Annotated in this window: 23 protein-coding genes and 2 riboswitches; of the genes, 9 read left to right on the top strand and 14 right to left on the bottom strand. The window is 44.1% G+C overall.

Annotated features, from left to right (window positions below; all coding sequences use genetic code 11):
• The first annotated feature begins 187 nt into the window (after positions 1-187).
• The 7 genes from MKY20_RS06570 (at position 188) to MKY20_RS06540 (ending at position 7,652) form a co-directional block, all read left to right on the top strand.
• Positions 188-1,567: a PTS transporter subunit EIIC gene (locus MKY20_RS06570; RefSeq protein ID WP_251175536.1), complete on the top strand. Its 1,380-nt coding sequence runs from the start codon at positions 188-190 to the stop codon at positions 1,565-1,567.
• 464 nt (positions 1,568-2,031) lie between these two features.
• Positions 2,032-3,099 (top strand): DUF871 domain-containing protein, encoded by a 1,068-nt coding sequence (locus MKY20_RS06565; RefSeq protein WP_251175535.1) that lies wholly within the window; start codon positions 2,032-2,034, stop codon positions 3,097-3,099.
• A 2-nt stretch (positions 3,100-3,101) separates the two neighbouring features.
• Positions 3,102-4,007 carry an N-acetylmuramic acid 6-phosphate etherase gene (gene murQ, locus MKY20_RS06560; RefSeq protein WP_251156261.1) on the top strand — a complete coding sequence of 302 codons (906 nt, stop codon included), beginning with the start codon at positions 3,102-3,104 and terminating at the stop codon, positions 4,005-4,007.
• A 186-nt stretch (positions 4,008-4,193) separates the two neighbouring features.
• A complete protein-coding gene (gene nagA, locus MKY20_RS06555) occupies positions 4,194-5,384 on the top strand; it encodes an N-acetylglucosamine-6-phosphate deacetylase (RefSeq protein WP_009331855.1) in 1,191 nt (396 codons plus the stop codon).
• Positions 5,381-6,115 (top strand): glucosamine-6-phosphate deaminase, encoded by a 735-nt coding sequence (gene nagB / locus MKY20_RS06550; RefSeq protein ID WP_251175534.1) that lies wholly within the window; start codon positions 5,381-5,383, stop codon positions 6,113-6,115. Before nagA ends, nagB begins: the two co-directional genes overlap by 4 nt.
• A 32-nt stretch (positions 6,116-6,147) precedes the next feature.
• Positions 6,148-6,879, top strand: coding sequence for a GntR family transcriptional regulator (locus MKY20_RS06545; RefSeq protein WP_009331857.1), 732 nt, complete (start codon positions 6,148-6,150; stop codon positions 6,877-6,879).
• Between the two features lie 107 nt (positions 6,880-6,986).
• On the top strand, positions 6,987-7,652 hold the full coding sequence (locus MKY20_RS06540) for an N-acetylmuramoyl-L-alanine amidase (RefSeq protein WP_251175533.1): 666 nt from the start codon (positions 6,987-6,989) through the stop codon (positions 7,650-7,652).
• A gap of 39 nt (positions 7,653-7,691) precedes the next feature.
• On the opposite strand, the gene MKY20_RS06535 is transcribed toward MKY20_RS06540, so the two are convergent.
• From MKY20_RS06535 to MKY20_RS06495, 9 genes are all read right to left on the bottom strand, one after another.
• Complete coding sequence (locus MKY20_RS06535) at positions 7,692-8,051, bottom strand: phage holin family protein (RefSeq protein WP_009331859.1); 360 nt, start codon at positions 8,049-8,051, stop codon at positions 7,692-7,694.
• 3 nt (positions 8,052-8,054) lie between these two features.
• The gene (locus tag MKY20_RS06530) at positions 8,055-8,249 is read right to left on the bottom strand and encodes a PspC domain-containing protein (protein ID WP_009331860.1); all 195 of its coding nucleotides are present in this window, start codon (positions 8,247-8,249) and stop codon (positions 8,055-8,057) included.
• A gap of 190 nt (positions 8,250-8,439) precedes the next feature.
• Entirely contained in the window at positions 8,440-9,549 is a 1,110-nt protein-coding gene (locus tag MKY20_RS06525) for a DUF4097 family beta strand repeat-containing protein (RefSeq protein WP_009331861.1), read from the bottom strand.
• Between the two features lie 23 nt (positions 9,550-9,572).
• The gene (locus MKY20_RS06520; protein ID WP_217026078.1) at positions 9,573-9,887 is read right to left on the bottom strand and encodes a DUF4870 domain-containing protein; all 315 of its coding nucleotides are present in this window, start codon (positions 9,885-9,887) and stop codon (positions 9,573-9,575) included.
• Between the two features lie 355 nt (positions 9,888-10,242).
• Positions 10,243-10,587, bottom strand: a complete 345-nt coding sequence (locus MKY20_RS06515) for a hypothetical protein (RefSeq protein WP_009331863.1) — start codon at positions 10,585-10,587, stop codon at positions 10,243-10,245.
• A 207-nt stretch (positions 10,588-10,794) separates the two neighbouring features.
• Positions 10,795-11,508 (bottom strand): DUF459 domain-containing protein, encoded by a 714-nt coding sequence (locus MKY20_RS06510; protein WP_251175532.1) that lies wholly within the window; start codon positions 11,506-11,508, stop codon positions 10,795-10,797.
• A 132-nt stretch (positions 11,509-11,640) separates the two neighbouring features.
• Positions 11,641-14,517 carry an excinuclease ABC subunit UvrA gene (gene uvrA, locus MKY20_RS06505; RefSeq protein WP_251175531.1) on the bottom strand — a complete coding sequence of 959 codons (2,877 nt, stop codon included), beginning with the start codon at positions 14,515-14,517 and terminating at the stop codon, positions 11,641-11,643.
• Positions 14,518-14,524: 7 nt separating this feature from the next.
• Positions 14,525-16,504, bottom strand: coding sequence for an excinuclease ABC subunit UvrB (gene uvrB / locus MKY20_RS06500; RefSeq protein ID WP_009331866.1), 1,980 nt, complete (start codon positions 16,502-16,504; stop codon positions 14,525-14,527).
• Positions 16,505-16,898: 394 nt separating this feature from the next.
• Positions 16,899-17,135 (bottom strand): DUF2198 family protein, encoded by a 237-nt coding sequence (locus tag MKY20_RS06495; RefSeq protein WP_009331867.1) that lies wholly within the window; start codon positions 17,133-17,135, stop codon positions 16,899-16,901.
• Between the two features lie 149 nt (positions 17,136-17,284).
• Between MKY20_RS06495 and MKY20_RS06490 the strand changes: the two genes are divergently transcribed.
• Positions 17,285-17,560, top strand: coding sequence for an alpha/beta-type small acid-soluble spore protein (locus MKY20_RS06490; protein WP_009331868.1), 276 nt, complete (start codon positions 17,285-17,287; stop codon positions 17,558-17,560).
• A gap of 159 nt (positions 17,561-17,719) precedes the next feature.
• On the opposite strand, the gene MKY20_RS06485 is transcribed toward MKY20_RS06490, so the two are convergent.
• The 5 genes from MKY20_RS06485 to MKY20_RS06465 all read right to left on the bottom strand — a co-directional run bounded on the left by MKY20_RS06485 (position 17,720) and on the right by MKY20_RS06465 (position 22,873).
• Positions 17,720-18,928 (bottom strand): M20 family metallopeptidase, encoded by a 1,209-nt coding sequence (locus MKY20_RS06485; protein ID WP_251175530.1) that lies wholly within the window; start codon positions 18,926-18,928, stop codon positions 17,720-17,722.
• Positions 18,929-18,955: 27 nt separating this feature from the next.
• A complete protein-coding gene (locus tag MKY20_RS06480; protein ID WP_009331870.1) occupies positions 18,956-19,783 on the bottom strand; it encodes a MetQ/NlpA family ABC transporter substrate-binding protein in 828 nt (275 codons plus the stop codon).
• An 18-nt stretch (positions 19,784-19,801) separates the two neighbouring features.
• Complete coding sequence (locus MKY20_RS06475) at positions 19,802-20,452, bottom strand: methionine ABC transporter permease (RefSeq protein WP_071156401.1); 651 nt, start codon at positions 20,450-20,452, stop codon at positions 19,802-19,804.
• Positions 20,442-21,473, bottom strand: coding sequence for a methionine ABC transporter ATP-binding protein (locus tag MKY20_RS06470; RefSeq protein ID WP_009331872.1), 1,032 nt, complete (start codon positions 21,471-21,473; stop codon positions 20,442-20,444). Before MKY20_RS06470 ends, MKY20_RS06475 begins: the two co-directional genes overlap by 11 nt.
• Positions 21,474-21,582: 109 nt before the next feature.
• Positions 21,583-21,683: riboswitch (SAM riboswitch) on the bottom strand.
• 101 nt (positions 21,684-21,784) lie between these two features.
• Positions 21,785-21,884: riboswitch (SAM riboswitch) on the bottom strand.
• Positions 21,885-21,958: 74 nt separating this feature from the next.
• Positions 21,959-22,873: a DMT family transporter gene (locus MKY20_RS06465; protein ID WP_435370411.1), complete on the bottom strand. Its 915-nt coding sequence runs from the start codon at positions 22,871-22,873 to the stop codon at positions 21,959-21,961.
• Between the two features lie 131 nt (positions 22,874-23,004).
• On the opposite strand from MKY20_RS06465, the gene MKY20_RS06460 reads away from it, so the two are divergent.
• Complete coding sequence (locus tag MKY20_RS06460; protein ID WP_217026074.1) at positions 23,005-24,429, top strand: aminotransferase-like domain-containing protein; 1,425 nt, start codon at positions 23,005-23,007, stop codon at positions 24,427-24,429.
• The last annotated feature ends 79 nt before the right edge of the window (positions 24,430-24,508 follow it).

The raw sequence follows: 24,508 nt of genomic DNA, 5'->3' as shown, positions 1-24,508 counted from the left end.
TTCTCGACAGGGACAATTTTCAGGGATATTCTGCGTATAAATATGATGATATGCTTTTTGTAAAAATATTCAGATGGTATAGACAACTATACTAAACCTTGGTAATATGATTATGTAAGCGAATTCATTTACATTTTTTAGCTTTTATTACGTTCATTCATTTTTAAAAAAAGAGGGGGAAAAACTCATGCGTAAAGAAGAACGCTTGGCGAAAGAGATTACGGAGCAGTTGGGCGGCACCGGCAATATCGCGGAACTGGCCTCCTGCATGACCCGCCTTCGCGTGAAGCCGGTCGATGAAAGCAAAGTCAACCTGAATGGCATCAAGGATATTGATGGCGTTATGGGTGTGGTGGAAGCAGAAACACTCCAAATCATCCTCGGACCCGGGATCGTCACCAAGGTAGCTGACGAAGTTTCCAGGATGACAGGCAAAAATGTTTCATCCATTGATGATGATGAAGAGATTGACACTTCATTGGAAGGACTGGCAGCCCGGACGAAAGCCGGACTCAATGAGAAAAACGCTACTCCTTTCAAGTTATTTTTAAGAAAAATTGCAAGTATCTTTATCCCGCTGATTCCAGCTATCGTTGCTTCCGGTTTGATTGCAGGGATCAATAATGTAATCATCAAATCAGGCGGAGACCCGGAATCCACGCTCGTTCAAATGCTTGATTTGATTGGCTGGGGTTTATTCGGTTACCTGGGCGTGTTTGTAGGTATTAACACAGCGAAGGAGTTTGGAGGGTCTCCTGCTCTAGGCGGTGCAGCCGGTATTCTATTAATCAATCCCGGCCTTGCCAATATAACTCTTTTCGGTGAAGCATTGGTGCCAGGCCGGGGCGGCTTGATTGGAGTCATGCTCGCTGCTGCGCTTGTGGCCTTTTTGGAAAAAAGAATCCGCAAAGTCGTTCCATCAGCAATTGATATTATTGTAACACCGACACTGGCATTATTAATTACAGGCTTTGCGACATTCTTTGTCCTGCAGCCTGTTGGCGGATTCCTGTCTGACATTATCACAAAAGGTCTCCTTGGCGTTCTGGATGTTGGCGGCATCCTGGCTGGCTTAGTACTTGCCGGAACCTTCCTTCCGCTTGTTGTAACTGGGCTGCATCAAGGTTTAACTCCAGTTCATATGGAATTAATTAACTCAATCGGTGACGATCCGCTCCTGCCGATTCTTGCAATGGGAGGCGCCGGCCAAGTAGGTGCGGCATTCGCCATCTACTTCAAAACAAAAAATGCCCGTCTGAAGAAAGTGATTAAAGGCGGACTTCCGGTTGGAATGCTCGGTATTGGTGAGCCGCTTATTTTCGGGGTGACACTGCCGCTGGGACGTCCTTTCTTAACAGCATGTCTAGGAGCTGCTGTGGGCGGTGCTTTCCAGGCGTTCTTCAAGATTGCTACAGTAGCCATCGGGGTTTCCGGCATACCGCTTGCCTTCCTCGTTCACACAAATCAAATCGTACTGTATCTGATCGGCCTTTTAATTGCCTATGCGTTTGGCTTCCTGTTCACATGGATGTTCGGATTCAAAGAGGAAATGGCTAAAAACATATAGAAAAGCGGAAGCGCTTTGTCCACAGAGGAACGCAGACTAACCAACGCCACGTCCTGTGGCAACGTCTGCATGCCCCCCTCCTCCCAAAAGCTGTCGCTTTCGGTCGTGCGATGTTTATGCTGACGAGGCCTTCCTTGTCCTGGGGGCCTCAAGCACAAGACGAGCCTCACGGAAAGGCGCTCTTTGCCTTTTTGGGAGGATTGCCAGAAATGTGGAGGTGACAGCCCAGGGACGACAGGCATAAGACGGTTTCTGTAAGTAGGCGTTCTTCCTTCTGAAAGGAAACGGCTTATGACCCGAGTCCATAGGAGCCCTTGTGACCTCGAGGGGGTAGGCGCTGGAGCTAGGCAGTTATCTATATTCAAGATTTTATATTTTCTAATTTAGGAGAAGGAGGAGCATTCCTCCTTCTTTACTTATGAAGTCGCATTTTTGAAAAATTCAGACTTATAGAGGTGACTATGATGCTTGGAATATCAGTTTATCTATCAGAGGAGCGCCAGCTTCAAAATGCAAAATGGATTGCGCGGGCGGCTTCTCACGGCTTCACATCCATCTTCACTTCCCTCCATATTCCCGAAGATGACCACAGCACATATAAACAATTGCTTCAGAACCTCGGTGCTCTTGCAAAGCAGCATCAAATGGAACTCCTCGCCGACGTTTCCCCTCAGTCATTGGACCATCTAGGATTGGACTGGGGAACGCTCGATACTCTTCTTGAATGGGGTCTCTCCGGAATCCGGGCAGACTACGGCTTTACTTCTAAGCAGATTGTTGAACTCTCTAAAAAAATGAAACTTGGAATCAATGCGAGCACTATCTCTGCTGCAGAACTGCAGGAGTGGATGGAAGCGGGATTAAACGCCCATAATGTTGAAGCCTGGCATAATTTTTATCCGCGGCCTGAAACGGGTTTGGATAAAGACTTTTTTATAGAGCGAAATCGGTTCCTTAAAAGCATGGGGATAACCACCATGGCGTTTGCGCCTGGTGACGCTGAACATCGCGGACCCATTTTCGCAGGGCTTCCTACTCTTGAGAAGCACCGGGGCTATCCACCCGCTGCGGCGGCGGCTGAATTGATGAACAGCTGCTATACAGACAAGGTGCTGATCGGTGATCATTCAGTAAAAGACGGGACTCTTGCACAACTGGCGAAAATCGCCAATGCTACTGTGCCTCTCCGAATCGAGCTAATTGGCGGACAAACCTATGAGGAGCTTTTTAACAAACCTCATACAAATCGGATGGATCCTGCCCGGGATGTTGTAAGGTCAGTGGAATCAAGGTCATATGCTGGCCAGGGATCAAATAAATGGGAACCTATGAACCAGCTGGAACGTAAAAAAGGGAGTGTCACAGTTGATAATATCCTATACGGCCGCTACGCAGGCGAGATGCAGATTACTTTAGCAGATCTCCCCCGGGATGAACGCGTGAATGTGATCGCAAGAGTTATGGATGAGGATCTGCCACTCCTTGACCAGATCAAGGCAGGAACTAAATTTCAATTAATAGTGAGGGATTAACAATGAATATTACAAAGCTAAATACCGAGCAGCGAAACCCTAAAACAATGGAAGTAGATTTAATGACAACCGAAGAAATTATTACAATCATAAACCAGGAAGATGCGATTGTTCCAAATGCCATTGCAAGAGAAATTCCTCACATTGTAAAAGTGGTGGATGAAATTACGGATAGTTTTAAAAAAGGAGGCCGCTTGATTTACGTTGGTGCAGGCACCTCAGGACGCCTTGGCATTATCGATGCTTCAGAATGTCCGCCCACTTATGGAACGGACCCGGAAATGGTTGTCGGCATTATTGCCGGCGGCAAAGAAGCCATGACCGAGGCAGTTGAAGGCGCCGAGGATGACAGTGAACAGGGACGCCAGGATGTCGCAGATATTCAATTGTCGGACAAGGATGTGCTTGTCGGCATTGCAGCGAGCGGCCGTACGCCGTATACGATCGGTGCTCTTCAATATGGAAATGAAGTCGGTGCTGTTACTGTTGCTGTTGCCTGCACTAAAGACTCCGAAATGGGGAGAATTGCAAAATATACGATAGCACCTATCACAGGGCCCGAAGTGGTTACAGGCTCTACAAGAATGAAAGCAGGCACTGCACAAAAGCTCGTCCTGAACATGTTAACAACAGCTTCCATGATCAAACTCGGAAAAGTATACGGCAATCTGATGGTGGATGTGCAGATGACAAATGAGAAGCTGTTTAAACGTGCTGAAAATATCGTCAAAATGGCCACAGGTGCATCTGATGAAGAAGCCCAGGCCGCTCTCAAAGAACAAAACCATAATACAAAGGCTGCGATTCTTCAAATTTTAACAGGATTAAAAGGTGAAGCAGCCGCCAGGCTTCTGAAAAAGCATAATGGTTATTTACGGGAAGCCATTGCGGAATATCATACTAAATAATCAGATATATTGTATGAAATTCCCTTAAAACTCAAATTAATAGGATAGAAAGCGTCCACCCGCCTTCTATCCTATTTTAGTTGTATAGACCAAAACACCAGATAGAGTTAATTATCCCAACTGGTATAGACATCTAAACACAAACCTTTTATAATAAAAGTATCATTCAAACGGAGATGAACTAAAATGAGCCGTCTATTACTGAAAAACGCTAGAATTATTCTGGAAAACAGCATGATTGATCAAGGGTTTATTCTAATAGAGAAAGACCGAATCTTAAAAACTGGAACTTTGGAGGAGCTTCCTGCCATCGGCCAGGATACAGAAATCATAGAACTTTCCCCTGAGCATACAATCAGTCCGGGGTTTATTGATGTTCACATTCACGGCGCTGGCGGTGCCGATACAATGGATGCAACATTTGAAGCACTTAACACGATGGCCAGCGTGCTGCCTGAAGAAGGGACCACCAGCTTCCTGGCCACGACTATCACACAGGAAAAGGAAAAAATAGAAGGCGCGCTGATCAATGCAGCCCACTTTCAAAAAGAACAAAATACTCCTGGCCAGGCGGAAGTAATCGGAATCCACCTGGAGGGCCCGTTTATTAACGAAGCAAGAGGCGGAGCCCAGCCGAAGGATCATATACTCGAGCCTGATATTGAACTTTTTAAGCGCTGGCAGGAAGCAGCAAATGGAACCATCAAGCTGATTACACTTGCACCTGAGAAAGCAAATGGCTATGAATTTATCCGCTACTTGAGTGAAAACGGTGTTGTCCCCTCAATCGGCCATAGCGATGCCCTTTTTACAGAAATGGAGAAAGCTGTTCAGGCGGGAGCTAAGCAGGTGACTCACCTTTTTAACGGAATGAGAGGCATGCATCACCGTGAACCTGGAGTAGCCGGCGCTTCGCTTTTATTCAAAGAATTGATAGTTGAAATGATTGCTGATGGAATCCATGTCCGGCCTGAAATGATCAAGCTTGCACTAAACGCCAAGGGCCCGGATGGAATGATCCTGATAACCGATTCCATGAGAGCAAAATGCCTGAAAAATGGCCATTATGATCTTGGCGGACAGGATGTAAAGGTTGAAAATGGCCAGGCACTGCTTGCTGACGGCACACTGGCTGGAAGTATTTTGAAAATGAAAGATTCCATTAAAAATATGATTGATTTTACTGATATTCAGCTGTCTGAAGCTGTCCAGCTTGCAAGCAGCAACCCGGCCAGACAGCTCAATATATTTGACCGGAAAGGCAGCATTTCGGAAGGAAAGGATGCCGACCTGGTTGTACTCGATGAGAACCTTGAGGTTGCCATGACTTTCTGCAGAGGCGTCAAAGCCTTTGAACGCGAGGTGAAAAGACCTTGAAAATCATTCGAACAGCCAATTATAACGATATGAGCCAAAAAGCTGCCCAGATGATGATTGAAAAAATCCGGCAGCAGCCGGATCTGACATTAGGGCTTGCAACCGGCAGCACACCAAAAGGAGTTTATGCTGAACTTTTTAAAGATCATCAAAAAAATGGCACTTCTTATGATAAAATCACGACGATTAATTTGGACGAATATATCGGCCTGCCTCCTTTCGACCCTAATAGCTACAGGCATTTCATGAATAGTGAACTATTTGATCATCTGGACATCCGGCTGGAAAACACTCACCTTCCAAAAGGAGCAGCAGAAGATATGCCACAGGAATGCGAACGGTATGAGCAGCTGATCAAGGATCTGGCAGATATCGATCTGCAGCTGCTGGGAATTGGACGCAATGGACATATCGGCTTCAATGAACCCGGCACGTCTTTTCAAAGCCGTACGCATGTCGTGGACCTGGCTGAAAGTACACGTAAGGCGAACGCAAGGTTTTTCAATTCTATTGAAGACGTTCCAGCCCAAGCGATTACTATGGGAATCGCTTCGATTCTTGATAGCCGGGAAATCATCCTGCTCGCTTCAGGTTCAGCCAAGGCAGAAGCTATCAGGCAACTGGTTTATGGAGAACCTGATGAACAGTTCCCCGCATCAGCTTTGAAGCTTCATGAGAATGTGACAATCATAGCCGATGAAGAAGCACTTAGTCTTGTCAGTAAGGATTGATGAGCACTACTAATAGTGATAGGAGAATTCCCATGATCGATAAGCAATCACCCATCCCGATATATCACCAATTGGAAGAGTATATTAAACAATTAATAGAAAGCGGCAAATTAAAGCCTGATGAAGCAATCCCTTCTGAGCGCGAGTATTCTGAGCAATACCAGATTAGCCGCATGACAGTCAGACAGGCATTAAACAACCTTGTCAATGATGGCTATCTATACAGGCAAAAAGGGCGCGGAACTTTCGTCAACAAGCAGAAGGTCGAACAAAAGCTTCAGGGATTGACCAGCTTTACTGAAGATATGAAAGAGCGCGGCATGGTGCCGAGCAGCCGTCTGATTTCATTTGAAATCATCCCGGCCGAGCCGCAGCTGGCGAGAAAGCTTGATATAAAAGAAAACACACCTGTTTATGAAATTAAACGGGTGCGTATGGCAGATAATCTGCCAATGGCGCTGGAAACTACCTGCCTGCCTGCTAATCTCGTTAAAGGGCTTACAGAAGAAATCATCAACAAGTCCCTTTACCAGCATATTGAAGAAAAATTGTCCCTGACCATCAGTGAAGCAACCCAGCAAATTGAAGCTTCCATCGCTAAGGAAACGGAAGTAAACCACTTGCAGGTCGAATCCGGATCGCCTGTACTGCTTATTGTCCGAACTTCCTTTTTAGAGGATGGCACGCCTTTTGAGCTTGTCAAATCAGCATACCGCGCAGACCGCTATAAATTTGTTCATACGATGCAGCGCGCCGCAAAATAGGAGAAAGCCCATCAGGGTTTTCTCCTATTTTCATTTTACCATGTCCTTTTGGAAGGTTTGTCCATATTATATACATGAGAATATTTTTTATTGAAAGGAGCGATTAGATGAAAATCATACTGGATGCCGGGCATGGATACAGCACCTCCGGCAAACGGAGCCCTAACGGAATGAGAGAATATGAATTCAATCGGGCTGTTGCCGAACTAGCAAAGGAGATGCTGGAAAGCTATCAAACCACAGTGGTTTCCTTTGCACACTCGGATGTACGGGACGTGCCGCTTGCCGAAAGGACCGAGCTGGCAAATAAACAAAACGCGGACTGCTATGTGTCCATCCATGCCAATGCTTACGGAACAGGCGGATGGAACAGTGCAGGCGGAATTGAGACATATGTCTACCCTTCAAAACCTCGGGAAGCGCTGGCATTAGCCCAAAAGATACAGCGAAACTTAATCAGTTCTACAGGCTTGCGGGACCGGGGAGTCAAAACAGCTGAATTCCAGGTTCTTCGTGAGACAAAAATGACTGCTGTACTTGTGGAATGCGGGTTTATGACCAATAAAGAAGAAGCTTCCCTTCTCCGGACCCCTCTCTATCGAAAACGCTGTGCACAAGCCATAGTAAAAGCAATCGCCGAACAATACGGCTTGAGAAAGAATGATAAAATCAAACAATATAAAGTTCAAGTTGCATTTTCAGAAAAGCAGCTTGCCGAGAAACTTGCCGGGAGTCTGAAGAGGGACGGCTTTAATGCCACCATCATTGAATAGAAAAAAGCCAGCATCACGGATGCTGGCTTTTTAACGCATTTACTTTTCCCTTGCCGGTTCGAGGATCGCTTTTTGAATGATCAGATTAACAATTGACATAATCACAGACACAAGAATCGCTGTGCCAAACCCGTCAATTTCAAAAGAATCCCCCATAAAGCCATCTGTAATCATTAATGTAACAGCATTGATGACGAACAAAAACAGACCGAGCGTTAAAACAGTGACTGGCAGAGTTAATATAATCAGGATTGGTTTCACGAGAATGTTCAGGATGGAAAGCATGAAGCTGGCACCGATGGCAGCCCCAAATCCCGATAAGTAAAACGAATCCTTAAAAAAACCGGCGATCGCTACAAATAGGACCGCATTAATCAATATTCCCAGAATCCATCTCATTTTCTACAGCACCTCTTCATTAGGAAGCAAGAACACAAGCAGAGCATAAATGAGTGTCATTGGAAAAACGCCTGTTGTAAATAATAAAACAATGAAAATCACCCTGAGTACGGTAGGATCTATACCGATCGATTTTGATAAGCCGCCCAATACCCCCGCTAATTTCCGGTTGCTGCGGGAGCGAACCAATTTATTCACAAAGAATCCCTCCTATCAAGAAAAGCGAAAGCCCCTTGCCCACCCCAGACCCCTCGAGGGGGCAGGCGCTCCTCCTAAAAAGCTGGCGCTTTTAGTCGTGCGATGATAAAGCTGTCGAGCGTTCCTTGTGGAGCTAGACAGTAATGTTCAAAATTTTATACTATCTATCAACAGCCAAATTCCTTACGCTTTACCAGGCAGTTGACCGCTTGATCGTGATCGTACCTGTTTTTGAGTCAGCCCTCAGCTTGAGTCCGCTGCCGCTTTCTTTTACAGACTTGAAGCGCAGCATTTTCTGAATCACTTCGCTCTTTTCTTCTATAACTTCAATACCCTCAATATCAGGGTGGAAACTGCCCAGATTGGTGCGAAGTTCTCCGCTGACAGCAGCGAAATCCGGAACAAACAAGTCGATGCTGCCCGTCGCTGCCTTCGCTTCGATCCATTCGCAGCGTTCATTTTCTGCCCTGCATGTTACATTTCCATTAAACGATTGGAGTTCGGCTTTTTTGAAGTCTCCTTCAGCCAGAATTGCACCATTCAACGTTTCGGCTTCTACATGATCAATTCGGCTTTTTTGAATGGTAATCTGCCCGTTGGCGGTTTCAGCCTCAACATTTTTACTGTTTAAATCACTAACCGTAATCTTTCCATTGGCCGTTTTCGCTTTAAAGTTTTCCACTGTTAAGTTTTGACTTTCAATCGGGCCATTAAACATGCGGATTTTCACATTTTCATATTCAGATCTTGGAATATAGATGACTGCTTCAAGCTTCATCCACTTTTGCTGACTGGAAAATCTCAGCCTTTGCCCCTCAATGGCAAAAATAACATCCTTCAGGAAATTTCTGCGTGCTTCATCCTGATTATCCACACGATAGACCTTAGCTTTGCATTCAACGCGGACATCACTTTGCTCCCATGGAATCACCTTAACTGTCCCATTGGCAACATCAATGTCCAGATCTTTTAAGTATGCGTCTGCATGCTGAAATATATGAGAGATCTCAACACTTTTCCCAAAATTAAAATCAAGATCGAGATCCTTCACTTTCTTAAATGCTGAATCTACAAAATCAATGATTTTTTCCTTGGCACTTTGTTGCTTTGAGCTGTATGGCTCACCCTTTTTAGCTTCTTCAAACTTAACCTCAGCAGATAGCTCCTTAATTAAATCCTCCTGCTTCTGTTCCATCGTCTGGTTTGTTTTTTCAAGCTGCTCCAGCAGAGTTAAAGCTTCGTCAACCGTAAGCTTTCCATCCTCGACCATTTTCAAAATACGTTTGCGTTCCTCTTTCATTCTTTGGCCCTCCTCTATTATTTCTATTCTTGCATCAGGACTTTTACCCCTTTAATGATATTCCAGATAAGTACAATTAATAGCAGAATGATCGTGATGCCCACAGCTGCAAGAAATAGGACCGGGATTTCCTGATCATTTACTGTGAACTGGGTCACCCCAGCAAAAACAATAAACGGAACAGGAACCAGCGGAATCAAATGTGATAAGAATGCACTCTTGGCATGCCGCTTCACTTCCGTGTCTTCTGATGCAAAAAATACAATGAGCGGAAAAATAAATCCTGCGAACATAATGCTAAAATAGCTTAAGGCAGACAGAACCTTTCTTGTTTCCATTGTTTTCAGCTCCTTTATCGCAGTCTAACGGGCAGTAAGACCCCCACTTCAAGACTCAGAGAAACCAATGGAGGATAAGTGGGGGGGCAAACTGCCCGTAAAGGCCCGATTGGTTCAACTAACAATCAATGGGGATAAAAAAACCCCACTGATTGAAGTTTCACCTTATCTGTCATACGGAAATGGAGCGCTAAAAGTTTCAGCCTCTTCTTCATTATAGAAAATCAAAGGAGTATTTTCCTTCATATTTCTAAAAATACATCTGCAGGCTGAGGGGTTCCATAGCCTCAAGTCGCATAGCTTTTTTCTATATTAAAAACCGCCTTTCTTGAAAAGACGGTTTTATGATTATGTCCTATTTATAGGCAGCTGCCAGGTCAGTGCGAGGCGCTTCCTTCTTTTTCACTTCGTCGATTTTATTGACAAACATTTGGAAAACTTTTCGTTTTTCATCCAAATCACGTATGTATTCTTTCAATTCGTTATACTTCTCTTCAAAAGGCTTATGATACATTTCGCGGATATTATCAATAATCTCTTCGTTCACAGTAGACTGGATAACCTGCTTTGTAATTCCATATTTGTAGGAATATACTTTAAGCTCTTTTTTAACATCCTCATATTCATTATTAATCTGATCCAAAACCTCAGAAATATCTTCTTTCCATTCTTCCAGAGACTTCTCTAAATAATCCTCCATAATGACCTCCCCTTCTGTTTCCAGGCAATAGCTTCCCTTATATAGGAGTATAACGCTGCTTGGTTACATCGATTTTGCTGGAACATTACATTGTGTTATCAAATGGTCAGAAAGGAAGGAACTTCAAATGGTTCTTTTGATTTGACCTGTTGATTTCCGCTCCAGGCAACAGGGTGCTAAAATCAATTTAGTAAGCTTTAAATTTTATTAAAAAGAAAAGCCTTCCATAATCCTATCCGCAATCATCTCATATCCCTTTCCGTTCGGATGAAGGGAATCAGCGAAGTACTGTTTCTTGTTTTTTCCCTTGAATAGTTCATTGGTAGAAATGTAGGTGATATTTTTATCTTCCGCTGCTTTTTTTCTTATGGAATTGTTCCAATGGTCAATATATTTTTCAATCTGGTCACCGTCCTGATAGGGATTGTATAGTCCGAGAAGGATAACAGGTGCATCACTGTTGGCGGTTTCCAGTGTTTCCAGGATTCCATTCAGTTTATCCTCATAAATGTCTTTAGCTTCAACCAGTTTTTCGTGATGGAGCGGATAAAGATCCCCTCCGTTGCTTTTCAGCAAATCGTTTGTTCCAATATATACGATAAACATATCTGCATTTTTAATATCCTGTGCCACTTCCGGTTTGAGCATTTGCTGAAGGACATCCGAAGATTTAAAGCCATACACTCCATGATTTGTTATTGTATAATTCTTCTCCGGAAATGTCCGATCCAGTTTGCTCTGCAGCCTGCCAATGTACCCCTCCTCAGTTTCATCTCCATATCCGTAGGTGAGCGAATCGCCAAAAGCTACAATCGATTGATTGCTTTCAGCCTTTTTTTCCTCTCCAAGAAATGTGATGGATAGATAGATGCCGAACCCAAGCAAAATAAGGCCTGCCAAAAGGTAGATTTTATTTTTCATAGTGAATGTTCCTTTCTTGGTTGAGATTATTGAGGGTTGCTGCAGACGCATGTTCTATACCCCTCATCCAGAAGAATTAATCTCTTTTACATAAAAAAGAAACAGTACCAAAACGGTACTGCTTCCTCCTAATTAAGCGTTTGTCACGCCCTCTTTCTCTTCAATTTGCTGTTTCATTCTCAGGCGGTCTCTTTCCAGGATTGGTTTGAGGTATTTGCCTGTGTAGGATTCCGGGACTTCGGCAATTTTTTCCGGTGTACCGGCTGCTAAGATGGTACCTCCCTTATCTCCGCCCTCAGGTCCCAGGTCCACTATATAGTCGGCTGCCTTGATGACATCAAGATTATGCTCAATAACCAGTACCGTGTCTCCATTTTCAACAAGACGCTGAAGGACCACGAGCAGTCTTGAGATATCATCTACATGAAGACCTGTTGTCGGTTCATCAAGAATGTACAGGGAGCGGCCCGTTGAACGGCGGTGCAATTCGGAAGCAAGTTTGACACGCTGCGCTTCACCGCCGGACAATGTTGTCGCAGGCTGTCCCAAAGTGATGTAGCCCAGGCCAACATCATAAATCGTCTGCAGCTTGCGGCGGATTTTAGGAATATTTTCGAAAAACTCCAGTGCATCTTCCACTGTCATATCGAGAATCTCCGAAATATTCTTCCCTTTATACTTCACTTCAAGTGTTTCCCTGTTATAGCGTTTGCCATGACATACTTCACATGGCACATACACATCAGGCAGGAAGTGCATTTCAATCTTGATGATCCCGTCTCCGCGGCATGCTTCACATCGTCCGCCTTTTACATTGAAGCTGAAGCGCCCCTTTTTGTAGCCTCGAACTTTTGCTTCATTGGTTGAAGCAAATACATCACGAATATCATCAAACACTCCGGTGTATGTTGCCGGGTTGGACCGAGGTGTCCGTCCGATTGGAGATTGGTCGATATCAATGACTTTGTCGAGGTGATCCACACCTTTAATTTCTTTATGCTCACCCGGCTTTGATTTGGCTCTATGAAGCTTTTGGGCAAGCCCTTTATGAAGAATTTCATTAATCAATGTACTCTTGCCCGAACCTGATACACCAGTAACGGAAATAAAAGTACCGAGCGGGAACTTAACATTCACATTTTTAAGATTGTTTTCTTTAGCCCCTTTAATTTCGATAAAGCGCCCGTCATTCTTGCGGCGCTCAATTGGAAGCGGAATGAATTTCTTGCCTGACAAATATTGCCCTGTCAGGGAGTTTGGATCATCCATTACCTCCTGAGGGGTACCAGCTGAAACGATTTGTCCGCCATGAACCCCTGCTCCCGGACCTACATCAATTAAATAGTCAGCTGCCACCATTGTATCTTCATCGTGTTCCACCACGATCAGGGTGTTGCCGATATCCCGCATATTTTTCAGTGTATCAATCAAGCGGTCATTATCACGCTGATGGAGACCAATGGAAGGCTCATCCAGAATGTAGAGTACACCTGTCAGGCGCGAACCGATTTGTGTGGCCAGGCGGATACGCTGGGCTTCACCGCCGGACAAAGTTCCCGCTGCCCGGCTTAATGTCAGGTAATCCAGCCCGACATTAATGAGGAAGCCTAGCCTCTCCTTAATCTCACGGAAAATGAGTTTGGCAATCTTCATTTCTTTTTCAGACAGTGTCAGATTCTCAAAGAAGCTGAATGCTTCCTCAATCGAATATTCTGTCACATGGCCGATATGCTTTCCTGATACAAGCACCGCAAGCGTTTCCGGCTTCAGACGGTAGCCTTTACAGGAAGGACATGGATGCTGGGCCATGTATTTTTCCATTTGCTCCCGGATATAATCAGAACTTGTTTCTTTATAGCGGCGCTCCACATTGCGGATGACACCTTCAAAATGGATATAATTCTCCCGCACCTGGCCAAAATCGTTTTCATATCGGAAATAAATGCTGTCCTTGGCGGATCCGTATAAAACTTTTTCAAGCAAGTGTTCAGGAATATCCTTAACCGGAACGTCCATATCAATTCCATAATGATTGCATACCGCCTCCAGCAGCTGAGGATAATATTGAGAGCTGGTCGGTTCCCATGGGGCAATAGCATTTTGCTTTAATGAAAGATCCTTATTGGGTATGACCAGATCAATATCTACCTCCAGCTTTGAGCCCAATCCGTCACATTCCGTACAGGCACCAAACGGACTATTAAAAGAGAACATTCTTGGCTCAAGTTCGCCGATTGAAAACCCGCATTGAGGGCATGCGTGGTTCTCGCTGAACAGCAGTTCTTCTTCCCCGATTACATCCACAAGCACCTTGCCATTGCCCAGATTCAACGCGGTTTCCAATGAATCTGCAAGCCTTGGTGCTACGCCTTCTTTTACGACAATCCGGTCGATTACTACTTCTATAGAGTGCTTTTTATTTTTTTCCAGCTCAATCTCATCACCGAGATCCATCATTTCTCCGTCGACACGGACACGGACAAACCCCTGCTTTTTGACATCTTCAAACACTTTTACATGTGTCCCTTTTCGGCCGGATACAAGCGGAGCCATAACCTGGAGTTTTGTTCTTTCAGGGTACTCCATAATCCGGTCAACCATTTGCTCTATGGTCTGTGAGGAGATTTCAATATTGTGAATCGGACAGGTTGGACGCCCCACCCTTGCAAATAATAATCGCAGATAATCATAAATTTCTGTCACCGTTCCCACTGTGGAACGAGGATTTCTGCTTGTCGTCTTTTGGTCAATTGAAATGGCAGGAGACAGACCTTCGATCGCATCCACGTCAGGCTTATCCATCTGGCCGAGGAATTGCCGGGCATAAGCAGATAATGATTCCACATAGCGGCGCTGCCCTTCTGCATAAATCGTATCAAATGCCAGTGAGGACTTTCCTGAACCTGAAAGTCCTGTCAGGACGACAAGCTTATCTCTCGGAATGGTGACATCTATATTTTTCAGATTATGGGCTCTGGCACCCTTTACAATCAGTTTATCCATCGCCATTTTTACGTCATCCTTCCGCTTTCAGCTCTAATATTAGATCACGAAGCTCGGCAGCCCTTTCGAAATTCAGGGATTTGGCCGCTTCCTTCATTTCTTTTTCCATATCGCCGATCAGCTTCTCGCGCTCCTTCTTGTTCAGCTTGCCGAGCTTTGCTGACGGCTGGTATTCTTCCTGCTCTTCTGCCGCATGTGTTGCACGGATTGAATCGCGTATATCCTTCTGTATAGTCATTGGCGTGATGCCATGCTTCTTATTGTACTCTTCCTGAATGGACCGGCGGCGCTTTGTTTCACTGATGGCTTTTTCCATGCTGTCAGTGATCCGGTCTGCGTACATAATGACATGGCCATTCGCATTACGCGCTGCACGTCCAATCGTCTGGATGAGTGAACGTTCCGAACGGAGGAAACCTTCCTTATCAGCATCAAGTATAGTAACGAGAGACACTTCCGGTATATCAAGTCCTTCCCTTAGAAGGTTGATTCCGACTAACACATCGTATTTACCTAGACGAAGCTCTCTGATAATCTCAATCCGCTCAAGCGTTTTTACCTCTGAGTGCAGATACTGCACTTTAATGCCGATTTCTTTTAAGTAGTCTGTCAAGTCCTCAGACATTTTCTTTGTTAATGTAGTGACAAGCACACGTTCATTTTTCTGAATGCGATCCTGGATTTCACCGATTAGGTCATCAATTTGCCCTTCGATTGGACGGACATCAATAGTAGGATCAAGCAAACCGGTTGGGCGGATAATTTGCTCAATCATTTCCGGTGTATGCTCAAGCTCATAAGGGCCAGGTGTTGCCGAAACAAAGACAGCCTGTTTCACATGCTTTTCGAACTCGGTAAACGTAAGCGGCCTGTTATCCATGGCTGAAGGCAAACGGAAACCATGGTCCACAAGCACGGATTTTCTTGCCTGGTCACCATTGAACATACCGCGGATTTGCGGCAGAGTTACGTGCGACTCATCAATCACAATTAGAAAGTCTTCCGGAAAATAATCCAGAAGGGTATACGGTGTTGAACCAGGCGGCCTTAATGTAAGGTGGCGGGAGTAGTTTTCTATGCCGGAACAAAAACCCATCTCCCTCATCATCTCAAGGTCATAGCGGGTCCGCTGCTCGAGGCGCTGGGCTTCAAGCAGCTTATCGTTTTCTCTTAATTCAGCAAGGCGCTCTTCCAGTTCTTTTTCAATGTTCTGGACGGCGATCCGCATTTTTTCTTCACGCGTTACGAAGTGGGATGCCGGGAAGATCGCAACGTGCTCACGTTCACCCATAATTTCTCCGGTGAGGGCATCTACTTCACGGATCCGGTCTATCTCATCCCCGAAAAACTCTACACGGATACAATGCTCATCCCGTGATGCCGGGAAAATCTCTACTACATCCCCGCGTACACGGAAGGTGCCGCGCTGGAAGTCGATATCATTGCGTTCATACTGAATGTCAACGAGCCTGTGAAGAAGCTGGTTCCTCTCAATCTCCATGCCGGTTCTGAGGGATAGCACCATTTCACTGTATTCTTCAGGAGAACCCAAACCATATATACAAGACACACTGGCAATTATAATGACATCTTTGCGCTCAAATAATGAAGAAGTCGCCGAGTGGCGGAGCTTATCAATTTCATCATTGATGCTTGCATCTTTTTCAATAAAGGTATCTGTAGAAGGCACATATGCCTCCGGCTGATAGTAGTCATAATAGCTGACAAAATACTCAACAGCATTGTTTGGAAAAAAGTCCTTAAATTCACTGTATAACTGCCCTGCAAGTGTCTTATTATGCGCAATGACTAGCGTCGGCTTGTTAACCTCTTGTATAACATTTGAAACTGTGAAGGTTTTTCCCGTTCCTGTTGCACCCAAAAGCGTCTGGTGCTTCTTGCCGGAATTAATTCCCTCCACAATTTTTTTGATTGCCCCAGGCTGATCGCCCTGAGGGGAATATTTTGAGACTAATTCAAATTGATCCTTCACCTATAAGCCTCCCGTTCAAATTACTTTTATCTATATATTAATCACAAACCAGCATTGAAAGAATTTAAGATCCGGGATGCATGGCTGATTTGTCAGTTTTTTACTCAAAACTCATATCATCATTCTACCACAAAGAGCCTAAAACAAACCAACAATATACGAACGGATATTCGTTTTTTTATTTTTGCCGGGTAAATATTGCTTGGGAAATATGCCGAATTCTTGAGGGTGGTGTCGAAGCAAGGTTAATCAAACGTTTGATTAACCTCCTGAAATTAAATCAAACGTTTGATTGATATTGATTAATAGCTGATTTTATGCGAGCAAAAATACAGCTGAAATTTCATTTTACAAAAAACCTGTCGATACGTTTGATCGACAGGTTCCGCAAAAATTATTCCGCACTTGGCTTTGTTTTGGGCTTCAGTTTTTGAGCGTACCAAAACCCGACAGTCAATGAAAGTGCGTCTATAACAATCAAGGCAAATGAATTTGTATACCCTTTATAGACAGAAGCAGCAATCAGTCCCACCGTCAATACAAGCCCAATCACACGATTATAGCTTACTCTCGTAAAGAGCAAAACCAGCAGGCCGGGCAGCAGCAGAGCTGACAAGTATTTTAATGCCAACCAAAACACCTTCTTTTGTTTATTCACAATGATTCAGGGTTTCTAACATTAGAATATCTTTTCATAAGAAGATGTACAAGTTTTTTCAGTGTTATTCCCTATGTTCTATCACATAATAAGAAAAAGTACTTATTATGGAGGAATGCATCATGGCAAGAAGAAAAAGACGCCCGCTTGTGCCGGAATCAAGAGCGGCATTAGACCAGCTTAAAAATCAGGTAATGGCAAACCAGGGATACCATGTTGACAATGAAAATCCCGATGTCGTGAAATATGAAATTGCCGAGGAGGCCGGTGTGCCATTGAAGCCGGGATATAACGGCCGTCTTACATCCAAACAGGCAGGAACAGTGGGCGGGAAGATTGGCGGAAGTATGGTGAAGGAGCTTATTCGGATGGCACAGGAACAGATGAAGGAACAGTAGGTAATCGTGAACTTCGGGAAAAGAATGAGAAAATTGGGGAAACGCAGACTAAATTTACGGAAAATATTATTCAGCAAATTAGGGAAAGAAACCTCCAATTTGAGGAAAAGACTCACTGAATAAGGAAAAGCTATCCCGCAAAGAGGATAGCTTTTGTTCTTATTCAGCGGCTTTCCGCTCTAGAAATTCCTGTTTAATGGATTTAAGCAGCTCCTGGTCTGTTACCAGCTGGAAGGCAGTGAGTGCGAGCCCTTTTGCCCCGGTTATCAGTGCTTCGTCTCCTTTTACAGATGCTGCAGCCTCACGAAACGGAACTGTATGGGCAACAAGATCATCTGCACCAATTTTAATATAAGGATGAATGGTTGGCACCACTTGGCTGATGTTGCCTGCATCCGTCGAGCCGATTCCATCTCTGTCCCCTTCAACGACCGTTTCTCCCAAGTCTTCAATCACTTCTTTAAACACTTGGTCATATGTCTTGTTTAACAGCAGGTTATCAACTTCATTTTGAAAAGCAATAACATTGAGCTTTGCTCCGGTTGCCAATGCGGCGCCTTCAGCGACAGCTTTAACCTTCCGTGTTACCTCATTAAGACTGGTTCTGGTTGTAGCACGGATGAAGAATCTGGCTTTTGCATACTCAGGGATAATATTTGGAGCATCCCCGCCATGAGTAATAATGCCATGGATTCGTACATCATCCTTTAATTGCTGACGAAGGGCATTAATTCCGTTAAATAGCTGAATAACTGCATCAAGGGCATTGATTCCTTCCTCCGGTGAAGCTGCCGCATGGGCAGGCTTACCGATAAACTCGAAGTCAAGCGGATCAACTGCCAGTGATGAACTGGTCAGGCGGGTATGGTTTGATGGATGAACCATTAGGGCAGCGTCAATGCCTTCAAGTAAGCCATGCTTCACAAAGCTGCCTTTTGCACTTCCATTTGGCCCGCCTTCTTCTGCCGGGGTTCCAAATACTACTGCCTCTCCTCCGGTCTCATCAATAACCTTGCTCAATGCAATGGCTGCTGCCACACTTGTTGTGCCAATGATATTGTGGCCGCATCCATGACCCAGCCCGGGAAGGGCATCATATTCTGCAAGGAATGCAATAGACGGCCCTGGTTTATCGGATTTTTTCCGGGCAAGGAAAGCTGTTTCATGCCCGGCCACTGCCCGCTCAACTTCAAAACCTTCCTTCTCAAGGATGCCTGAAAGCAAGCCAGAGGCAAAAAACTCCTCATTTCCTATTTCCGGGGTCGCATGGATCCGGTGGCTTGCGGAAAGATAAAGTTCTTTATTTCCCTCAACATTTTTCTTGATTGCTTCTTTCAGTTCAGATAGTGCTTTTACAGGTGCCGCCATCATTGTTCCTCCTTTATAAATAATTTTTTACCAGCCAATATCACTTAAAGGAATAAAAGTCGGGATCATGCTTCCGTCATATTCCTTCGTAATGAAATCAGCTACATCATCTTCCTGGTAAAGTTCAGCAATTCTCTTAAGCGTTTTGTTATCCTTGTCTTCTGTTCGGACAGCAATGATATTTACGTATGGAGTAGCGGTTTCACTTTCAATAAAAATTGAATCCTTAGTTGGGTTAAAGCCTGCATCTACGGCAATTCCGTTATTGATTACAGAAGCAGAGACATCCGGAAGTGCACGCGGTGTCTGCGCTGATACCATTTCTACAAATTCAAGGTTCTTCGGATTTTCAACGATTTTATTCAAGTCCAGGTTTCCGTCATAGTCCTCGGATAATTTAATCAGGCCGGCTTCCTCCAGTAAAAGAAGGGCTCTTCCGCCATTTGAAGCATCATTTGGAATGGCAATTTTGCCGCCTTCCGGAATGTCTTCTGCCGATTTTACTTTTTCAGAATAAAGCCCCATTGGTGCTAAAACAGTTGTCGCTATTGGGGTAAGATCCATATTATGCTCTTTAATAAAAGTGTCAAAATAAGCGACTGTTTGGAATGCATTCACATCAAGATCGCCTTCTGCAAGGGCAACATTTGGCTGCACATAGTCAGAGAATGTCACAACTTCAATTTCAATGCCTTCCTTTTCAGCCTTTTCTGCAATAAAGTCCCAGATGCGTGTATCAGAACCGCTTACACCTAATTTAATCTTCTTTGTTTCTTCTCCTCCAGTTGTGCTTGAGCATGCTGCAGTGAACACACCCAATGCTAAAATAATGAATGTTAAGAATAGTTTTTTCATGATGTATTTCCTCCTTATTTATCTTCTTCTGATTTTTTTGGATAAGATATTTCCGAATGACTGCAGGCCCTGAACCATGACAACTAAGATCGCAACGGTAATCAGCATGACTGTTGTATCGAATCTCTGGTAGCCGTAGGTAATGGCGAGGTCACCAAGCCCGCCGCCTCCGACTGCCCCGGCCATGGCTGATGCTCCGACCAATCCGATTGTTGCAATTGTAAAGCCTAATACCAGCGAACTAAGTGCTTCCGGAATCAGGAATTTTAATATTATCTGGCCTGGTGTTGCTCCCATTGCTTCTGCAGCTTCTATGACTCCCGGATCTACCTCAAGCAATGAGTTTTCTATTAATCTTGCAATATATGGCCCGGCATAAAAGACTAGCGGCACTACGGCTGCAGCCGTACCTATCGATGTTCCGACAATCAGCCTGGTAATGGGGATAATGGCCACCATTAAAATGATGAAGGGAACTGATCTGAAAATATTAATAATGCTGTTTATGATATTAAAAACAACGAGGTTTTCCAGCAGATGCCCTTTCCTTGTTACGACAAGCAATATACCAAGCGGCAGTCCGATAATAGCTGAAAACAGCAATGAGAATGCCACCATTTGAACCGTTTCGATTAAGGCTTCGATGATTTTTTCCTGATTAACTAGCACGTGTTGTCACTTCCTTTATTGAAACTTTTTCCTGGCTGATGTACTGTATAGCACGTCTGATTTCACTGTCCGGACCCTGGAATTCGACAATCAGGTTGCCAAACGGTGTTCCCTGAAGTTCAGTAATATTTCCAAACAGGACGTTGAAGTCGATATTAAACTTTTTGGCAACCTGCGAGAGGAGCGGCTGCCCGGCAGAATTTCCAACAAAGTTGATTCTAAATACCTTTTGAAGCCCTTGCTGTTTTTCAATCACTTCTTTAATGGAGTCAGGTATTTGATCATTCATGACAGTGCTGACAAAGTTTTTCGCTGTTTGTGTCTTTGGTGATGAAAAGACATTGAAGACGGTTCCTTCTTCGATAATTTTTCCTGCCTCTATTACAGCGACACGATCACAGATCTCTCTGATTACAGACATTTCATGGGTAATGATCAGTATAGTAATGTTGTATTCTTTATTTATTTTTTTCAGCAGCTGCAGGATAGAGCTGGTTGTCTGCGGATCCAGCGCTGAAGTTGCTTCATCACATAATAGAATGGAAGGCTGGGTCGCCAGCGCCCTGGCAATTCCGATCCGCTGCTTTTGCCCGCCTGACAGCTGATCGGGATAGCTGTTTGCCTTGTCTGCAAGCCCCACGAATTCTAATAGTTCATGGACACGCTTTTTGATGTCATCTTTAGGGATCTTAGCCAGTGTGAGCGGCATCGCCACATTGGCAAACACTGTTTTCGAATTTAAAAGATTAAAATGCTGAAAGACCATCCCGATGTTTCTTTTCACTTCGCGAATTTCTCTTACAGATAAAGCCGTCAGATCATGTCCACTGACAATGACCTTTCCTGAAGTCGGCTTCTCCAGCCAATTGACACAGCGGATCAAAGAGCTCTTTCCCGCACCGCTGAAGCCGATCACACCGAAAATCTCACCTTTGTTAATCTTTAAGTCTATTCCATTTAAAGCAGCTACCTGCTGTCCTCCGCTTTCATAGATTTTCTTTAAATTCTGAAACTCTATCATTCAGCATCTCTCCTTTTCTAAATGTTATATATAATTAATCCCATGGGAAAACTAAGAATTATATCCTGAAATTTACCCCTTCTAACAGAAGAGGTTTTTTGAAGTCCCCTCCTTATCTTTCAGGCTATCGCCTGCTGGATTTGGCACAGTGCAGTCTGCCTGCTGCCGAAGCTTCATTGGGCCAGGTCCCTCTGCTTCTCTCGATAAGAATTATTCATATGTTTATGAATAGAATCTTGATGCATTTTTTCGGATAAAAACAAAAACCCTCTTCTAAAGAAAGAAGAGGGCGGCATTTATCAATGGTCCTCTTCTTATCTTTCAAGCTACGCTTGCTGGATTTGGCACGGTACACTTTTGTCCGCTGCCGAGGTGTCATAGGGCCAGTCCCTCAACCTCTCTGGATAAGAAGATTTTTATTATTCGGTTGTTTAATATGCTTATTACTTTACCACCATAAAGAAAAGGATGTCAATCATTATTTTTCAAATATTTTCACTTGGGCCATTTTCAAAAATTTCCGTTACTTTAACAGAGCTGTCTTTACGGTGAATAATCATCACACCTGCCAGAGCGATTATACCACCCGCAATGGATAACATAGTCGGCACCTCTCCCAGCCAAACCCAAGCAATGACAAATGCTATTGCTGGTGTCAGATAAAGAGAGCTTGTCGCTTCAGAAGTCCCTCCTATGGACGCAAGAAAAGCTAGGGCAATATATGGAATTACCGTTGGAAAAATCCCCAAATAGATGACACTTAAAGTGGATTCGGCCGATGCATGAAAGATCTCATTACCAAGCCCAGGAAGATAAATCAGCATAAAACCAGTCCCTGCCCATACCGTATAGGATGTAAATGACAAAAATCCGTATTTATTAAAGTATTTAGTCTGAAACACGAAATAGATGCTTTCTGAAATGGAAGCAAGCAGGACAAATAAAATACCGGTTTGGATTTCAAACCCTCCTCCTGCACCAAGCGAAATAAGTGCGGCACCAGCAATACTGACTGCTGAACCAGTCCACCTGACCCTTCCAAACCTTTCCCTTAAAAATAAAGCAGCCAAAGCAGCCGAAAAGATCGGAGTCATTGATACAATCAAGCTTGCCGGTCCGGCGCTTACTGTTTTTTCCCCAATGTTGAGAGCTGTATGATAAACCGTAAAACCAAGGAATCCAAGCATAAAAATAGCAGGAAGATCTTTTATATCCGGAAGACGCATCCTTGTCAGCAGTGCTAAGACACCAAGTGCAGCCGAACCAACTAAAAGTCTAAAAAGGGCAAGGTGCTCAGGGGAGTACGATTCAAGCCCAGCCCGAATTCCCGGGAATGCGGATGCCCAAAGAATGATGATAGAACTATGCGCCCCGATAATCATAAATTTCTTATTTGCCAACTTCATCCCCCTTATCAACATTTCCAGCCATTATCTGTGCTGCTTTTCAGGATAATCAATAACTGATACAATGTCCTCAACCAATTAGGAAAGAATTTTGCCAGCCAATTTTCATAAAGGCGGTTATATGGATGGATACAGCACAATTGCCAAAATATCAGCGAGTTATTGAGACTATTAAAGGAAAGATTTCCAAAGGGGAATGGCCAATCGGAAGTAAAATTCCAAGCCAGCGGAAACTGGCTGAGGAGTTTGGAGTAAACCGAAGCACAATTATCACTGCTCTGGAAGAACTTTCTGCAGATGGACTAATAGAAGGGAAAACGGGAGTTGGCACTAAGGTTATTAATAATACTTGGACTCTGCTCGCTTCAAGGCAGTCTGCCAACTGGAGTGAATATATCGATACAGGGATACACAGAGCCAGCGAAAAAATCGTTCAGGAAATTAATGACTTAGAAATGGATCCCGCTTTTATACAGCTCAGCAAAGGAGAGCTTTCCCCTGAGATTTCCCCTGTGCAAACGATGCAGAAAGTTCTAAAGGAAGCTGCTGATGAATTGAGTGAACTCGGTTATGAGGAACCAAAGGGGTATTTGCCATTAAGACAGGCAGTTAGTGAATATTTGGCAGCATCTGGAATAGACGCTTCTCCTTCCTCGATACTTATTGTTTCTGGAGGGCTGCAAGCCCTGCAGCTTGTTTCATTGGGCCTTGTGCAAAGAGGGGCACCCGTATTTCTGGAAAAGCCCTCTTACTTATATTCTTTACAGCTTTTCCGGTCATCAGGCATGAATTTAAAAGGATTGCCGATGGATAAAGAGGGAGTTATCACGAAAAGCATCTCTTTGAAGAAATATGAAAAAGGGAAATCCATTTTATATACGATTCCTTCCTACCATAACCCGACTGGAATTTTAATGACAGAAAAAAGACGGAGGGAACTGCTTGATGTTTGCAGAATAGAACAGCTGCCAATTGTGGAAGACGATATTTATCGTGAGCTATGGCTTGATGAAATGCCCCCTCCACCATTAAAAGCAATGGACAAAAACGGCCAGGTCCTTTATATGGGAAGCTTGTCAAAAACATTGAGTCCCGGACTTCGAATAGGCTGGGTAGCAGCACCTGAACCTGTTATCGACCGGCTTGCAGATCTTAAAATGCAGACTGACTATGGTTCAAGTTCACTTTCACAAAGGGTAGCTGAAAAATGGCTGTCCACCGGCCTCTATCAAAAGCATATGGAAAGGGTACGTGAGCAGCTGAGAATTCGTCGTAATACTGCCCTGAATACATTAGATGCTCACTTGTCCGGGATAGCAGAATGGAATTCTCCGGAAGGAGGTTTTTTTATATGGCTGAAAGTACCGTCCAGTATTCCAATTCGAAGCCTCTATCGGCAGGCTATTTTAAGAAAACTGCTGATTAATCCCGGCAGCATATACAGTGACGGGCCGAATCATTTTATACGAATTTCCTATGCTTATGCCTCGCTGGGGGAACTGCAGGAAGGCATATTCATCCTTGGAGAGGAAATTAGAAAGCTCCTATGAGTTTGATACCTGACAAGGGATCCTTTTCACAGTTTGCATAGAGTGAAATTTATCCTATATGTCAATCCAAACATGTATT

Origin of the sequence: Cytobacillus sp. FSL W8-0315, assembly GCF_038002905.1 — a bacterium.
GTDB lineage: Bacteria > Bacillota > Bacilli > Bacillales > Cytobacillaceae > Cytobacillus > Cytobacillus pseudoceanisediminis.
Note: the sequence above shows the minus strand (reverse complement) of the source record. Positions and strands in the feature narration are given on the sequence as shown.

Coding starts and splice junctions, on each gene's coding strand:
- MKY20_RS06565 (WP_251175535.1), top strand. CDS start 2,032: ATGCTTGGAATATCAGTTTATCTATCAGAGGAGCGCCAGCTTCAAAAT.
- MKY20_RS06510 (WP_251175532.1), bottom strand. CDS start 11,508: ATGAAAAATAAAATCTACCTTTTGGCAGGCCTTATTTTGCTTGGGTTC.
- MKY20_RS06460 (WP_217026074.1), top strand. CDS start 23,005: ATGGATACAGCACAATTGCCAAAATATCAGCGAGTTATTGAGACTATT.
- MKY20_RS06470 (WP_009331872.1), bottom strand. CDS start 21,473: ATGATAGAGTTTCAGAATTTAAAGAAAATCTATGAAAGCGGAGGACAG.
- nagA (WP_009331855.1), top strand. CDS start 4,194: ATGAGCCGTCTATTACTGAAAAACGCTAGAATTATTCTGGAAAACAGC.
- MKY20_RS06545 (WP_009331857.1), top strand. CDS start 6,148: ATGATCGATAAGCAATCACCCATCCCGATATATCACCAATTGGAAGAG.
- MKY20_RS06570 (WP_251175536.1), top strand. CDS start 188: ATGCGTAAAGAAGAACGCTTGGCGAAAGAGATTACGGAGCAGTTGGGC.
- uvrA (WP_251175531.1), bottom strand. CDS start 14,517: ATGGCGATGGATAAACTGATTGTAAAGGGTGCCAGAGCCCATAATCTG.
- MKY20_RS06515 (WP_009331863.1), bottom strand. CDS start 10,587: ATGGAGGATTATTTAGAGAAGTCTCTGGAAGAATGGAAAGAAGATATT.
- MKY20_RS06525 (WP_009331861.1), bottom strand. CDS start 9,549: ATGAAAGAGGAACGCAAACGTATTTTGAAAATGGTCGAGGATGGAAAG.
- murQ (WP_251156261.1), top strand. CDS start 3,102: ATGAATATTACAAAGCTAAATACCGAGCAGCGAAACCCTAAAACAATG.
- MKY20_RS06485 (WP_251175530.1), bottom strand. CDS start 18,928: ATGGCGGCACCTGTAAAAGCACTATCTGAACTGAAAGAAGCAATCAAG.
- MKY20_RS06520 (WP_217026078.1), bottom strand. CDS start 9,887: ATGGAAACAAGAAAGGTTCTGTCTGCCTTAAGCTATTTTAGCATTATG.
- MKY20_RS06490 (WP_009331868.1), top strand. CDS start 17,285: ATGGCAAGAAGAAAAAGACGCCCGCTTGTGCCGGAATCAAGAGCGGCA.
- MKY20_RS06480 (WP_009331870.1), bottom strand. CDS start 19,783: ATGAAAAAACTATTCTTAACATTCATTATTTTAGCATTGGGTGTGTTC.
- MKY20_RS06540 (WP_251175533.1), top strand. CDS start 6,987: ATGAAAATCATACTGGATGCCGGGCATGGATACAGCACCTCCGGCAAA.
- MKY20_RS06535 (WP_009331859.1), bottom strand. CDS start 8,051: ATGAGATGGATTCTGGGAATATTGATTAATGCGGTCCTATTTGTAGCG.